Annotated in this window: 8 protein-coding genes; 2 read left to right on the top strand and 6 right to left on the bottom strand. The window is 35.0% G+C overall.

Annotated elements, in window-relative coordinates; genetic code table 11:
* Nucleotides 1–68 precede the first annotated feature (68 nt).
* The 6 genes from MR054_RS11815 to MR054_RS11790 form a co-directional block, all read right to left on the bottom strand.
* The gene (locus tag MR054_RS11815) at nt 69–3362 is read right to left on the bottom strand and encodes a VCBS repeat-containing protein (RefSeq protein WP_242158029.1); all 3294 of its coding nucleotides are present in this window, start codon (nt 3360–3362) and stop codon (nt 69–71) included.
* 91 nt (nt 3363–3453) lie between these two features.
* Nucleotides 3454–4878 carry a RagB/SusD family nutrient uptake outer membrane protein gene (locus MR054_RS11810; protein ID WP_242158028.1) on the bottom strand — a complete coding sequence of 475 codons (1425 nt, stop codon included), beginning with the start codon at nt 4876–4878 and terminating at the stop codon, nt 3454–3456.
* A gap of 10 nt (nt 4879–4888) precedes the next feature.
* Nucleotides 4889–7870: a SusC/RagA family TonB-linked outer membrane protein gene (locus MR054_RS11805; protein WP_242158027.1), complete on the bottom strand. Its 2982-nt coding sequence runs from the start codon at nt 7868–7870 to the stop codon at nt 4889–4891.
* A 271-nt stretch (nt 7871–8141) separates the two neighbouring features.
* Nucleotides 8142–10946: a triple tyrosine motif-containing protein gene (locus MR054_RS11800; RefSeq protein ID WP_242158026.1), complete on the bottom strand. Its 2805-nt coding sequence runs from the start codon at nt 10944–10946 to the stop codon at nt 8142–8144.
* 132 nt (nt 10947–11078) lie between these two features.
* Nucleotides 11079–11753, bottom strand: a complete 675-nt coding sequence (locus MR054_RS11795; protein ID WP_242158024.1) for a head GIN domain-containing protein — start codon at nt 11751–11753, stop codon at nt 11079–11081.
* 78 nt (nt 11754–11831) lie between these two features.
* Complete coding sequence (locus tag MR054_RS11790) at nt 11832–14063, bottom strand: ribonuclease R family protein (RefSeq protein WP_242158022.1); 2232 nt, start codon at nt 14061–14063, stop codon at nt 11832–11834.
* Between the two features lie 729 nt (nt 14064–14792).
* Between MR054_RS11790 and rpiB the strand changes: the two genes are divergently transcribed.
* Nucleotides 14793–15227, top strand: coding sequence for a ribose 5-phosphate isomerase B (rpiB, locus tag MR054_RS11785; protein WP_242083582.1), 435 nt, complete (start codon nt 14793–14795; stop codon nt 15225–15227).
* Nucleotides 15228–16145: a cation diffusion facilitator family transporter gene (locus MR054_RS11780; RefSeq protein WP_242083580.1), complete on the top strand. Its 918-nt coding sequence runs from the start codon at nt 15228–15230 to the stop codon at nt 16143–16145.
* Nucleotides 16146–16150: the final 5 nt, after the last annotated feature.

Genomic DNA, 16150 nt, shown 5'->3' with positions numbered 1-16150 from the left:
AAACTTATAATTATAGGTTTTAAACCTGATTCCTTAGGAATTAAACCCCTAATTTTAATTGGATGCTTTTATAAAATTCGATTCAGGGAAATAGCAGCATCGTTAATGGCTGCAATCACATAAAATGAATCGCCAATTTTAATTTTATTAATTTTCTTACAGTCACCTCTTACGAACAAGCCGGTCTCTGATGGCTTGAGTGCTCTCAAATTCTCTATGTTTTGGGTGAATTTTATAAGACTGCCATAACTTGCATCATTTCTTGTTGTCTCCACCTCAGAAGTATATAGATTTCCTGCAACGATTACGTCTTTTATTCCGTCATCATCAAAATCATCAATAAGGATATCATTAATTGAGGAAATTTGTGCATAATTGGGTAATCTCTTTTTTATGAATTTACCTCCATTGTTTTGCAGTATATACGATGAAAAATTATTCGCGTTTAATTCCAAAGCGTCCTGTAATCCCAAGTCCGCGTATATGACCTCAATATCTGCGTTAGCAAAACTATTGTAGTCCTTAAATTTCTCTTTTAATTCAGGTATTTGTTGTGAAGAGCATTGTTTACCCCGGACGGGATAATAATTACCCCCTTGTGGGTAACTTAATACTATATCGGTGCTTCCAGAATTATTGAAGTCCTTGGCATATAATTTAAATGGTTCGGTGGCTGTTGCTTGATATTTGTAATTATCTCCTAGATTCCCTAATACCAAGTCCATGTCGCCATCGTCATCTAAATCCCCTTTCTCTATGGAATACCACCATCCAGACATATTTTCCAAGCCTAAGTCCTCATTATTAGCTTTTGCAAATTGGCCGTCACTATTTTGAAGAAGTACCCGAGGCTCCATCCATTCTCCCACAATCACCAAATCTATTTTATTGTCTGAGTTCAAATCAACCCAAACGGCATCAGTAATCATTCCGGTACTCTGTAAATCTGGTGCCACTTTTTCTGTAACATCTATGAATTGATTATTGTCATTTTCATAAATATAACTAGACTGAGAAAAAGGGTAATTGTGGGGTAAATGCCTTGTTCCAATAAAAATATCCAGATCCCCATCACTGTCAAAATCATGACTTCTAATTACGCTGCCACTTGTCCTATTATCAGGCAACAAACTGGTACCATCTGAAAAAACACCCTTTCCGTTATTTATTAAAAGACGGTCCTTATAATTAATATTATTAGGTTCAAATTCATTTCCACCCGAGACAATATATATGTCGAGATCATTATCGTTGTCGAAGTCAAAGGCCAGGGCGTCGACATCTTCACTATCTATATATTTTAAAAACAGCTCATTCTCTTCTTTGATGAATTTACCTGCCTCCGTTTGAAAATATAGTGCACTTTCGCTTCCAGAACTTCCCCCTAAAAATAGGTCATCCAAATGATCATTATTTAAATCCGCAACGACCATCGCTGGTCCAAATTGGGACATTTTGTGTGGCAACAGAATTTGCACTTCAAAATCATCAAAATCATTCTCCTTATGTACAAAATCTATAAAATCATTTTCCTGAGCCGTTATACTTTTGAAAAATGCGCCATTAGAATTTGATAAATTCCCCTTTGATTTAACAGCTTCACTTTTGTCTAATATAAGTGTTTGGTTTGCCGCAAGGTTCGTTTTTACGGTTTCTGTTCCATCTGGCCATGTTATCTTTAAGGTGTCGATTTCATTTTCACTTCCCAAGCCAAAATGCAATACATTAGAAACTGTAGATTGATACCCCCTTACCGGCATTTGGTCTAATATTTGGAAACCCTTGTTTGTAATAATTTTTATTCTGCTTCCAATTCCATTTAAATTGCCTGAATCCCCTTTAAGTTTAACTTTTAAATAATTGCTGCCTCCTACTTGAGCAGTAGTGTTTTCATAGACAAAAGCTTCCTGGTCAATATTATTTATTACAATATCTAGGTCCCCATCATTATCCAAGTCTCCATAGGCCATGCCGTTTGAAAAACTAGGTTGGTCAATTCCAGCGTTGCTTGAAATGTCTTCAAAATTCAAATCGCCTTTGTTTCTAAATAGATAGTTGGAGATAGCTTCCGAAGGAATTTTTTTTGATTCTTCAAGAACTCTTTTTGGTGAAGCAAATGCCATTCCCTTATCCACATTATTAAAAAAATCACGATTATTTATATCCCTTCTTGTTCCATTAGTAATGAATAAATCCTTGCTGGTGTTGTTGTCTATATCCAAAGCGAGTACAGACCAACTCCAATCTGTAGATGAAATACCAGTTAGTTGAGAGACATCGCTAAACCTTGGGATACTGTCTATGATACCGGAATTAAGCTGTAGAACGTTATGCATATATTGGTAATGCAATCCATTAGCAACTTGTGCCCAGAATAAAGGAATATTCATACTGGCCATATTTACTTTATTGCGATAATTATCTGGCGGATTCATATCTAGTTGAATAAAATCCATTAACCCATCGTCATCAAAGTCCGCTACATCAGATCCCATGCTATACATGGCTGTGTGGTTGGTTGCTAATGTCGAGACTTCCCTAAACGTTTTATCTCCATTATTTAAGTAAAGAAAATCGGGTGAGCCAAAGTCATTGCATAAATAAATATCCTGTAATCCATCATTATTAAAATCGGAGATACTTGAACTTATTGTAAGGCCGAAATTAGAAATTCCTGCTTCCTCTGTTATATCTATAAATTTACCGTTAACATTTTCATATAAATGATCCGAATCCGAAGGATTCACATTATCTATTTTGTATTTATAGTATTCGGGTTGTGAATTAAAATTTGTTGGCGTGTAATTAATGACTAATAAGTCTAAATCACCATCGGCATCATAATCAAAAAAGGTGCCTTGATAGCTAAACCCCTTATCTGCTATGCCGTAGTCTTTGGCTTTTTCTGTAAAGGTTAAATCGCCATTGTTAATGTATAGTTCGTTATCATGGGGTTCTGAACGTCCTGCTACAGAAAGATAAATATCCATCCATCCGTCTGCATTAATATCGACTAAAGAGACACCGGTATACCATCTATCATCTCCTGAAACACCAGCTTTTTGGGTAATATCGTCAAACCGCCAATTGCCTTTGTTGATAAATAACCTATTCGCATTTTGGTTTGCAGTAAAAAAAATATCTTCCAATCCATCATTATTAAAATCACCAATAGCCGTACCGCCTCCCATATATAAATACGGATAGGTGAAATAATTTACTTTTTCTGTTTCCCTTATTTCATTTACAAAATTAATACCTGTAATTTCTGGAGATAGCAGATTTAAAAGTTGTTTGTTTTCCTTTGTTGGGGCACTGCAGGCTACAAACACTAGCGCTACCAACATAATATGTAGTTTCATTTGCAATATTTATTTAAACCATTAAAAAAACCTTCAGCCTATTCGAATAAATAAGATGAAGGTTTCTAAATAAATAAAAATTAGAACTTATTTATTTTGCCAAATTTGGATTAATATTTACATCATTTGCTGGAATTGGGCTCCATGGAAATGATTCTGTAAGTGTTGGACTTGAACTTAATTGAGCTGGCTCCTCTGATGAACGAATGGCATTAACCTCATCCAATGTCTCGGTTCTTATTATATCATACCATCTTGTCCATTCTCCGGCTAATTCCCAAGCCTTTTCCCAAACAACATCTTCCCAAGTAGCTGAAGTTAGAGGAAGCAAATCGGCTCTTTCTCTTACCGCATTCAGAGCGGTAAGGGCGCTTGAGTCAGAATTATTTCCAGTCGCTCTAATTTGAGCTTCAGCATAAATCAATAACAATTCAGGATAGCGGAGGTAATTAATATCTTTGTTTACACTTCCAAAATCTTGTTCACCAAACTTTTCTTTAGAATACTGAATAACGCCACCGACATTATCAAAAGTGAAATCTTTACGAACGCCTTCAGGGAACTCTGCATAAAACGTTTTTTCTACGACCTTATCACCAAATAAGATAGCCTCAGCCTGGTAGTTTCCAGCACTCCAGCCATCTAAAGGAACGAAAGCGGGAAAGGCTATAATAGCTTCTGTGTTGCCATTTTCGCTAAGATTGTTTTCTCGCTTGCCCATAATACCGCCGTATTCTTCTTCTAAATCATATGGACCGTTGTCAATAACCTGTTTAGCCTCAGCTGCTGCTAATGCATAATTTTCTGTCTTCTTTAATGGAAAACCTGCACTTGTTAAATATACGTTAGCTAATAATGACTGCGCCCACCATTTATTGGCTCTGTAGGTACCGTTAACGGATGTTGGCCCTAAATTATTTTTGGCATACTTTAAATCGTCAATAATTAAAGCGTAAATCGCGTCAAAAGTAGCCAGTGGCTCTTGCCCAGTAATATCCGCTTGAGATGTTATTAACGGCACTGTACCCCAAGTTCTTACCAACTCAAAGTATATCAATCCACGTAAATAATGAACCTCTCCTAAAGATCGTTCCAAAAGTTCTAAATCCTCTCCTTCAACGAAAGAACGCATTTGCTCTTCATTATCTAAAAATGTGTTCGCCGCGCCTATTATTTCCCACAATTGATTCCAACCATTAGTTTGCCATGCATTCGTTGCTAAAGGTACCATTTGGTCAAACTCTAAATAAAAAGTTTTATTTGATCCTGTAACCGCAGTTCTATCATCTGCAGCCCAAAAGTGACAGTAATTTTCACTGTTGGCAAATAATTTGTCCAAAAGAACGGAATACACTCCCAAAGTTCCAGATTCAATATCGGCAACACTACTGTAAAATTGTTCTGCCGCCAGTTCTCCTTTTGTGTCTACTGGGAGATCATCACAAGAAATAAAGCTTACTATAAGAACAGATAGATACACTATTTTTCTTATAGATTTTGTTAATTGTTTTTTCATTTTCATTTTTTTAAAATTTTAAGTTTAAACCTAAAGTAAATGTTTTTGGAGTAGGTAATGCCCCTATATCCACGCCAGCAAGTCTGTCGTCTTGCCCTCCGTTATTAACTTCTGGGTCCAAACCAGAATAATCGGTAATCGTAAATAAGTTTTGTGCACTTACATATAGTCTCAGAGATTCCGCTCCAATAGTGTTAAGAGCGTTAACGTCTCTTAATGTATATCCTAAAGATATGTTTTTAAGTCTTAAAAATGACCCATCTTCAATAAATTCGGAAGATTCATTCTGGACATTAGTTGCTAGCAAAGAAGGAAGTGTTCCAGATGTATTTGATGCAGACCAAGTATTTCTTAACTCTGCTGATGTACCAAAAGGAATTCGACCATCACGACCCAGTATGAGTGCTCTTCCTCTATTATATACATCATTACCGGAAACGCCTTGGATAAATATATTCAAATCAAAGCCTTTATAGGACATGTTACTATTGATACCATAAGTAAAATCCGGGTTTGCATCTCCAATAATAGCTTGATTATTAGGTTCATCAGTGTCTGCATAGATAGCCTCTCCGGTATTTTGATCAACACCATCATAAACAAAACCATAGAATGTCCCAATTGGTTCACCTACTCGTACTATAGTAGGTACTGGAATATTTGGCCCAGCCACTAAGCCAGGGAAAATTTCTGTTTCACCCCCAATTAAACTTTTAACTTCATTCTTATTACTCGAAATATTCGCGCTCATTTCCCAGTTAAAATTGTCGTTTTGTATGATTCTTCCAAACAATGTCAAATCAAAACCTTTATTTTCAACTTCACCCGCATTTACTACCTGATCGACCCTACCTGTAAATCGAGGAACTAACCTTGTTAATAATAAATCTTCTGTATTCTTTACATAATATTCAAAGGACAAGCTAAATCTATCATTTAAAATCCCTAAGTCTAATCCGATATTTGTCTGAGTAGTGGTTTCCCAGGTTAAGTCAGGGTTAGCAAGTCTGGTGCCTGGCAATATTGCAGTATATCCGCCACCATTTCCACCAAAAGGAAGCCAAGGATTATTTCTCAATAAGTTGAGTGCATCACTAGTTCCTATAAGTTCATTTCCGGTTTGTCCCCATCCGCCACGGAGTCTTAAATTACTAATGGTTTCGGATTCGAAGAAATCTTCATTATTTATATTCCATCCTAATGCAAATGATGGAAAAACACCTCCTTGATCTTTAAGAAATACACTAGACTCATCATAACGAATAGAAGCAGTAACTAAATATCTAGAGTCAAAATTATAAGTGGCCCTACCTATTAAAGATCTTAAGTTACGTTCAGAAGTTCCACTTCCAATAGTTTGGGTGTCTGCCAAGCCTAAATTATCAAACCCTGTGCTTCCGGTAAAAAAACCAGATCCATTTGCATTAAAATTAGTACTTGTACTCTGTCTTTCCTCATAAATAGCTGATGCCTCTATATTGTGCTTCTCGTTGAATGTGTTATTATAATTAAGCCTAAAGGCATACTGCGTATTATTGTTATTAATCGCCTCCTGATTGGCTACAATATTTAATGCATCTGTTGCTGGTGGTGTGAATGTAGCAACAGCAATATTGGCGTAATTTATACCTCCGCTAATATTAAAATCTAAATTTTTCAATAAATTATAATTTAACGATACGTTGGCCTGAACTCTATTTACGGTACTTGTGCCATTACTTTCATTCGCTCTAAAAACAGGGTTAGTCAATACCGATGTTTGCACTCCTGATGTAACGGTCGTTTGTCGATTATAGTTGCCGTTTTCATCAAAAATCGGGGTTGTTTTATCGAACCCAATTGCTCCTAATGCCAAATCCGCTCCAAAACCAGGATCATTATTTAATCCTACTTGTCGCGTCAAATTAATAGACGTGTTCAAGGTCAATTTTTCCGTTAAATCGGAGTTAACATTTGCTCTTAAAGCATATCTTTTAAAATTTGTGTTGATTGCAACACCTTCTTGATCAAAATAATTTCCAGAAATAAAATAGTTCATATTTTCTGAACCACCTCTAAAGGAAAGCTGATAATTCTGGGCCACAGCAGCTGATCTAAAAACAGCATCCTGATAATCCACAGAATTTGCAATTCTGTCGCTTATTTTTTGCTGGGTATTAAACTCAGCTAATTCAACGCCTGACTGGCCTACATTCAAGAAGTTTGCAAAATCTATAAACTCAGAGACGCTAAGTAAGTCAACGCGGTCGGAGGGTCCTGAAAAACTCATGTATGTTCCAAATTCAATAATCGGCTTTCCAATTGTACCTTTTTTTGTAGTAATAATTATTACACCGTTTGCGGCTCTATTTCCATAAATAGCTGAGGAACTGGCGTCTTTCAAAACACTTATAGATGCAATGTCACTAGGATTAACAGAATTGATGTCCACATCAATAAGACCATCCACAACGACAAGAGGTGAGTTGTTACCCGTAATGGAGTTGCTACCTCTTACCCTAATCTTAAATCCTGCCCCCGGAGCTCCAGAACTCTGAGTTATTTGAACACCAGATGCTCTACCCTGTAAGGCTTGATCTACGTTAGTTAATGGTGATTTTTCTATGTCCTTGACTCCAACTACGGAAACCGCGCCGGTTAAATCTTCTTTTTTCACTGTTTTACCATAACCCACTACAACAACCTCATCAAGTAAGGCCGCATCTTGCTGTAAGGTAATGTTAATTGTTTCTTGTCCCGTGTAGGGAAGCTCTTGAGTGAGATAACCAACATAGGATACCACGATTATATCTCCTTGATTTGCGGAAATTTCAAAATTTCCATCAAAATCAGTAACCGTTCCGGTAGTAGTACCCTTAATTAAAACATTGGCTCCAGGTACCGGTCCTAAAGCGTCAGAGACGGTACCCTTTACTGTTTGAGCAAAGATAATACTACTTCCAAAACACAGAAACAGTAAGAGCGTTAATTCTTTTAGTAATTTGTTTTTCATAATGTTTAGTTTGAGTTAATTAAAAAAGTGGTTTTTAAAAATTAAAGTTTTAACAATATTTAAGTGGGTGAAAATAACTTTTAAAATTATAGTAATAAAGATTTTAACCTCAATAAAACATATACATTTTAAGAAAATTAAAATTCAATATACAATTTTTTGATAAATTAAGTAAAATTAATGTATTCCGTAGCACTCAAAAAACTGAATTCGATGTTAAAATCATTTAATGTTGTGGTAATGTATAGGTAAATAACGGTATTTTATAGGCCTAAATTTCCAGTATGTAGTCAGAAAGAGATGCCTCATGTTCCAATTGGAGCTTTTTTCTGAGCCGATATCGTTTCACTTCAACACTTCTATGGGAGATATTTAATAGGGGCGCTATTTCCTTGGAGGATAGGTTTAGACGCAAATAAGCGCATAACCTTAAATCATTGGATGTTAATGACGGATGTTGTTCTTTCATTTTCTTTAGGAAATCCTTGTCTGCATTATTAAAGGCCTCCTCAAAAAGATTCCAATCGTCTGTATTGTTTAAGTTATTATCAATAATTTTAATAACACGTTTGAGTTTTTTGGGATCATCCACATGTTGCAATTCCTTTTTAACCGTATTTAGGAATTCATTTTTCTTGATAAGGCTCATGGTAGAGATACCCAACTCCCTGTTTTTGCTCTCAATATCCTGTCTGAGTTTATCGTTATTAAACCGCATAAGTTGCTGTTTATTCTCCAATTCCTTAAGTTCCAGTTCCCTTTTGGTCCTTAATAACAGGCGTTCCCGTTGTTTTCTGTAATAGCCTTTATAGATATGATGCATTATTATAGAAAATAAGATTACGAACAGGACATATGCCCCAATCATGGTGTTGGAGAGTAACCATGGCCTATTAATTGAAAAACTATAAGAGGCCTCATTCTCTGTGATTACATTGCCAATACGCGCCCTTACTTTAAAAGTATAGGATCCATAAGGCAGGTTTTCGAATGTCGTCATAGGATTGCTCGTCCATTCACTCCATTCATTTTGCAACCCAATTAATTGATATTGGTATTCGGTATCTAAATACTTATCGAATTCAACAACATTAAAATTAAAACTAAAGTTGTTCAGTTCATTGTCAAATTCTCCAATAAGGTCTTTCTCTACAATCTCATGTATTTCTCCTTTTAAGGTACTCACACTAACTCCATTTATTTCGATCGTATAGGTTTTATCCTTAATCTTGTCTAAATCCAATAAGGTAAAACCTGATGAGGTCCCAATCAAATATTTGTTATCATTAAGAAAAGACACGTTCTCATACCCCGTAAGTCCCCTGGGAAGGGCCTTAGACCAGGGTATTCTATGTATTCTTTGTGAACCACTTAAACTGCTTAAGGATAGATAGTTTAAATTTCTTTTTGAAAAAGCCCAAAGGGTATTTGATTCCTTGACAGGAATAAGTTTTCCGGAAGCATATTCATCGGCTTCGAAGAGTTCACTAAACACAGAATCTTTAATAAATGCCTTTTGACTCGTGTCATATTTAAAAACTCCCGCTTTAAATCCAAGTAGTAAATCATTATTGAAACCCACTAAACTTGAATGTAGTTCTCTGTCTATAATGGAATCTTTGGTGACCTCAATTACACTTCTGAAATCCTTGTCTGTTTTAATTCTAAAAATGCCCTTATATTCATGACTCACAAAAATTTCATTATCGAAATACTCAAAGAATCTACTGGACAGATCAAAGCCCTCTATTTTATTTCGCAATACCCAATTACCCGCTACTTCGTGTAAAATATACAGTCCGTTATAATTACCTTGTAATATTAAGTTCTTATCCGTTCGCAATGCTTTCAAATTCCAAGCGCCCTGGTTTATGCCTTGCACCTTTTTTGTTGTCCCGTCAATGACTATAGAAGTTCCTGTATCGTGTCCACAAAATAGAACGCCATCGATCTCCGTTAGGCTCCAAACCGCCTCTTGAATGGTTTCAATAGTATTAAAATCGGAGTCCGAGTTATAGTCTTTAAAAAACAAACCCTGGTTCGTGCCCACATAAATATTGCCGTTATGAAGAATAGATGTGTATATGGTCCCTATTTTTCCCTTTTCATCTTTATAAATATGAAATGGTGAAGACATGTTGATACAATTAATACCATTTTCGAGTGCTAACCAAATGTTCTGTTCAGCATCCTCGAATATCCAATGCACGGTATTATTACTAAGCCCGTTAACCACATCGATTTGAAAGTTAATCTCTCCATCTTGCGTCAGGTGAACAATTCCATTAGACCGTGTCCCCAACATATAACTTCCATCTTTTAACTTAATACTCCTAAAAACACTTAATTTCTCCAGAGCATTATTTGCCGGTATGGCCCATTTGTCGAGCTTCTGTCCATCCCAAATAAAAAATCCATCATTTTCTGTTTCGAGTAATAGATTATTGTTTTGAGGGAATACATTTACCAATCTATTTTCCAATAATATCGGATGATTGGACACTAATTTAATTTCCCCTTTATCGATTATGAACAAACCTTCCTTGGTGTTTTGATAATAGATTTTTCCGTTAACATCAAAAATTTTATAAATAATAGCATTCGAATCAATTATTTTGAACGACTCATTTAAGGTGTTAAAAATATAAATGCGCTTTAAGGATTGAAACAATATATAGCCCTCCACATTAATAATATTCCAAAATTCTTCATCTTCCAATAAAGGCAGATCCAAGGATTTAACAAGTGAGGTATAATCCAGTTTCCCTTGTTCATCCTTTTTCCAATATCCAAAATCACCGTTACATCCCGTATAAATTAAACCATCTATAACGTGCACAGATCGCAATATGGATTCATTGGGAGACGGGTACAAGTGCCAATCCGCACCATTAAATTCCAGTAATCCCTCATTATTAGCCACATAGATATAATTACGATCATCTTGAAAAATAGACCAGTTTTGAGTTTCGGCTTTATAATCTTTAGACGTATAAACCTGAATGGGCGGGTGCTCCTGTGCGCTTAATACTACATTAATGCAAAAGAATAATGGGCAAATAAAAAAAAATCTCAAATTCTGAGTAATTATAAGTTGTTGTGGTACTAAAGTAATAAAAATAAGGTTTAACGCTACACTTGTATAGTTACTAAATGTAAAAAACCAATGCCTTAGCATTGGTTTTTTATCTTTTTACAAGTTGTTGGTTTAATCCATGCGTTTCACACGGCCACCCAGGACCTTGCTCTCGTTTATAGTTTCGGGATCACCATAAACATATACATCACCACCGGCTCGAATTTTTATATCCACTAATTTTGAAGCATTTACGTATGCTTCACCAGCCGCATTAATAGACACATCGGTTTTCTCTGTTTTCAATTCACTTCCCTTGTAAACACCTCCAGTGAACAAGGCTATCTTCTGGTTAACAGCGCTACCATTAGTTTTTATTATACCACCTGTAACCGCCTTAATATTGGCATATTTTACATCTATAGGTATCTGTATTGACCCGCCCTCCTGAGCCTTCAAATCCACTTCAAATTGGTTTATAATGTCCTTAGAATGGACGGTCGCCCCTTCATTGACATCAATAACATCGACATCTGAATAATAGAGCACTACTTTGGTTTTAGCACCATCAAAAATTTCCTCAAGACTCATTTTAATTTTAAGCTTTCCGTTTTTGTTATTCACTACAACATCATCTGTATTTTCTCCGGTAATAATAACCTTATTTTTATTAGACTTCATCATCTCTACTTCTATAAGGTCATACACTTTTAACTCTGTGAACTCGCCTATTTCTTTTTCTATTTCATTTTGGGTAAATACCGCGGTGGTTATCACCATGGTTAATAACGTGATTATGGTTTTCATTTTAATATCGTTTTTTGAATTGATAATTTAACGAAATCAAGCAATAATTATTCCATTTTAGATTATTTTATTTTAATCTTACTTTTTTCCAACTAAATTAAAATCAAGATGTTTTTTTACCAAATCGGTGTTCTTGACTTTCACCAATACTTCATCACCTAATTGGTACATATTTTTAGTGTTTCTCCCCACTAAAGCATATTGACTTTCATCAAAAGCATAATGGTCGTCTGTAATATCTCTTACACTAACCATACCTTCGCATTTATTTTCGATAATTTCAACGTAAATACCCCAATCGGTCACCCCGGAGATCACCCCTAAAAACTCTTGATCCTTATGGTCTTCCATAAAACGTATCTGCATATATTTTATCGAGTCCCTTTCAGCTTTTGTAGCTAAATTTTCCATATTACTGGAGTGCTGGCATTTTTCATCATATTTTTCATCGTCAACCGATTTACCCCCATCCAAATAATGTTGTAATAATCTATGGGCTATAACGTCCGGATATCGGCGAATAGGGGAGGTGAAATGCGTATAATAATCGAAAGCCAAACCATAATGGCCAATGTTATGTGTCGTGTATTCTGCTTTACTCATACTGCGGATGGTTAAAGTATCCACTAAGTTCTGTTCTTTTTTACCAACCACATCCTGTAATAAATGATTCAATGAGGTTGTTATAGACTTTCTGTCTTTAAAATTAAGTTTATATCCAAAACGCCCTACCACATTTTGTAAAGTTGCTAACTTACTGTCATCCGGCTCATCATGAACCCGATACACAAAGGTTTTTTTTGGGGATTGCTTTCCAATGAACTCCGCAACTTTTTTGTTGGCTAATAGCATAAATTCCTCAATAAGCTTATTAGCGTCTTTACTGGTTTTAAAATAAACCCCTTCCGGGTTATTATTTTCATCCAAATTAAACTTTACCTCCACTTTATCAAATGAAATAGCCCCATGTTTCATGCGTTTTTTACGCATAATTTTAGCCAATCTATCGAGAACCAATATCGCCTGAGCCGTTTTAACCTGGGTGTTATAGGTATTTCCCGTAAGCGCTACCTCTTTTGGTATGACAGTATTTATTGTATTTGAATTAGAGATTTCAACGGTATTTAGTTGACTGTTATTTTCAATAATAGCCTGTGCTTCTTCATAAGAAAAACGGGCATCACTATAGGTTACTGTTCTGCCAAACCATTGCTCTTTAATTTCAGCATTCTTATTTATTTTAAAGACTGCCGAAAACGTATATTTTTCTTCCTGAGGTCTTAACGAACATGCATTATTCGATAATATTTCCGGTAACATAGGAACAACACGATCTACTAAGTATACCGAGGTCGCTCTTTGGTAAGCCTCATCATCCAATACGGTACCTTCTTTCATATAATGTGATACATCGGCTATATGAATACCTATTTCGTATAAACCATTTTCGAGTACTTTAAACGATAGAGCATCATCAAAATCCTTAGCGTCCTTTGGATCTATGGTAAAGGTTAAATCCTTACGCATGTCCCTTCTGTTGGATATTTCTTCTTTTGTGATGGCGGTATTTAAAGTATTTGCATACTGCTCGACTTCATATGGAAATTCATTAGGTAACCCATATTCCGCTAAAATGGCATGAATTTCAGTCTGGTGTTCACCCGGTTTACCTAATACTTTTAAAACCTTGCCATAAGGGGAATCTGCATGATCGGGCCAATCTTCAAGTTTCACCAATACTTTATCCCCATCCTCGGCTTTAAAGGTTTTATTTATAGGGACAAAAATATCCTTGTACATGGTATTGCTATCCGGTACAACAAAAGCATAATTGCTGTTCTTTTGTATTTGAATCACTCCAACATACTCTGACTTTGCGCGTTTAAGAACATTGGTAATTTCACCTTCCATTTTACCACGCTTACGACGTTTATAAATATAAAATTCTACTTCGTCGCCATCTAGAGCTTTATTAATATTATTTGAAGCTACAAACACATCTTCATCGAAATCCTCACAAATAATATAACCGGTTCCCCTGGCGGAAAGATCCAGTGTCCCTATATGATACTTGGTATTAATTACCGCTTTAAATTTACCACGGTCTACTTGTACTATTTCCTCCTTTGCGGCTAACTTAGCTAAGGTCTTTATAATCTGATTTCTGCTACTGGCATCATTAACTCCTAATTTGGAAGCTAATTGTTTATAGTTGAATGTTTTGTTTTTATCTTTTTTTATAATACTTAGAAGGGTATTGGTAAGATTCGGGATTCCTTTTTTGGAATTCCTTTTTTTGTTTTTACTCATGTAATTATGTCATCGTTATTAATCCCATAAGATACGGGAAATTAAATTATAAAATAGCGTATTTAAAGGTGAGGTTATTGCTATTTATTTTTTGCAAAGCTACTATTTTAAAATGAACATACATCAAATGAACATTATATTAAATTTAAAAAAGAGTTATTCACACCTATATCATATTCATTTATTTTTATAACTATTTTAAAATAGAAATGATGCTTATTATAGCTTGTTAATATCCGGTATAACTTTTTTTATTTTTATTTTGATACTATTAAATTTACATCCCATTAATAGGTAATCAACACGGTTTTCTGAATTAACATCTTCATTTTTAATGGTTTTAATATTTATATTCACAATTGTTAATAATAGTAATACCGGGTAATTACTCATAACTTTTTTAAAAGGAGGTGTTTATTTCCGGTATACTTGTATCTCATAATTTACTTAAAAAAAGGGGTTTAATTGTTTGGATAATTTCGAACTATTTTTGCTTATATTTTTTTTTTGATTTACCTAATTTTAATTTCATAAAACAGTTACCAGTTATCAACACGTATTTAAAAGGGTAATACACAAATTATTTTACGATTTGGATTTTAATATTTAAATATTAAGATTCAAATCAATACCTATGTTAATAGATAGATCTGTTTCATTTATTATTTTAAAATCATCTAATGAAAAAATTGATGTATTTTTGTACTACTTTCATAAACACCTAATACAATGACTATTTCCATAGGAAACGATCACGCAGGAACGGATTATAAATTCGCTATTAAGGACTTTTTAGAGGATAAAGGTTATGAGGTTATCAACCATGGTACCGACGACAGTAATAGTGTAGATTATGCCGATTTTGTTCATCCTGTAGCCCTTGATGTCGAACACAATACGGCTACATATGGTATTCTTATATGCGGTAGTGCCAATGGTGTGGCCATGACCGCTAATAAACATCAAAAAATACGTGCCGGTTTGTGCTGGAATAAAGAGATTGTACATCTTGTGCGCAGTCATAATAATGCGAATATCTTATGTATTCCGGCTCGTTTTACTGCTGTTCAACAAGCTGTCGAAATGGTTGATGCATTTTTAAATACCGAATTTGAAGGCGGTCGTCATCAGGCACGTATTGATAAAATCCCATTTTCCTGTTAAATGGGGCATCGCCATTCTCATAATCATTCCCATTCCCCCTCTGATTTTAAAGGTCGGAATCTTTTTATTTCTATTTTATTAAATGTTCTTATTACGGTTTCTCAAATAATAGGGGGTATAATATCGGGTAGTTTAGCGCTGCTAAGTGATGCCTTACATAATTTTAGTGATGTTTTATCTTTAATTGTAAGTTATGCTGCCAATTTATTGGCGAAACAAAAAGCATCAATTCACAGAACTTTTGGTTATAAGCGTGCTGAAATATTAGCAGCTTTTATCAATGCCTCCACCTTAATCATTGTAGCGGTTTTACTCATTATTGAAGCTATTAAACGCTTTCAAAATCCTGAAACCATAGAATCTAATTTAGTTATTTGGTTATCCTTTATTGCTATTATAGCTAATGGGTTAAGTGTGCTTTTACTAAAAAAAGGCTCTAAATCCAATATGAATATTAAAAGTGCTTATTTACATTTACTCACCGATATGATGGCCAGTGTGGCTGTTTTAATCGGTGGTCTGTTGATGAAGTACTATGCCGTTTACTGGGTCGATAGTGTTTTGACTTTCGTGATTGCGGTCTATTTGATCTGGATGGGCTTCGATTTGTTAAAAGATTCTACAAAAGTATTGATGTTATTTACACCTGCCACGATTCCAATTCGGCAAATTGTCCAGGAAATTAACACTTTTAAATCCATTAAAAACGTACACCATGTTCATGTATGGCAATTAAACGAGGAGGAAGTACATCTTGAAGCCCATATTGATTTTAATGAGGACATCACCTTATCTCAGTTTGATGTCGTATTACGCCAAATAGAAGATTATGTTTTTGAAAAATACGATATCAACCATGTTAATATTCAACCAGAATTTGGTAAAAATGACTCCAAAGATATGATTGTACAGGATTAAGAACA

It is taken from the genome of Aestuariivivens sediminis (assembly GCF_022662105.1).
Classification (GTDB): domain Bacteria; phylum Bacteroidota; class Bacteroidia; order Flavobacteriales; family Flavobacteriaceae; genus Aestuariivivens; species Aestuariivivens sediminis.
The sequence above is the reverse complement of the archived record's forward strand: the minus strand, read 5'-3'. Positions and strand labels throughout refer to the sequence as shown.

What these genes read in the sequence shown, in the direction of transcription:
- MR054_RS11805 (WP_242158027.1), bottom strand. Translation starts at nt 7,870, where the DNA reads ATGAAAAACAAATTACTAAAAGAATTAACGCTCTTACTGTTTCTGTGT.
- MR054_RS11795 (WP_242158024.1), bottom strand. Translation starts at nt 11,753, where the DNA reads ATGAAAACCATAATCACGTTATTAACCATGGTGATAACCACCGCGGTA.
- rpiB (WP_242083582.1), top strand. Translation starts at nt 14,793, where the DNA reads ATGACTATTTCCATAGGAAACGATCACGCAGGAACGGATTATAAATTC.
- MR054_RS11815 (WP_242158029.1), bottom strand. Translation starts at nt 3,362, where the DNA reads ATGAAACTACATATTATGTTGGTAGCGCTAGTGTTTGTAGCCTGCAGT.
- MR054_RS11780 (WP_242083580.1), top strand. Translation starts at nt 15,228, where the DNA reads ATGGGGCATCGCCATTCTCATAATCATTCCCATTCCCCCTCTGATTTT.
- MR054_RS11790 (WP_242158022.1), bottom strand. Translation starts at nt 14,063, where the DNA reads ATGAGTAAAAACAAAAAAAGGAATTCCAAAAAAGGAATCCCGAATCTT.
- MR054_RS11810 (WP_242158028.1), bottom strand. Translation starts at nt 4,878, where the DNA reads ATGAAAAAACAATTAACAAAATCTATAAGAAAAATAGTGTATCTATCT.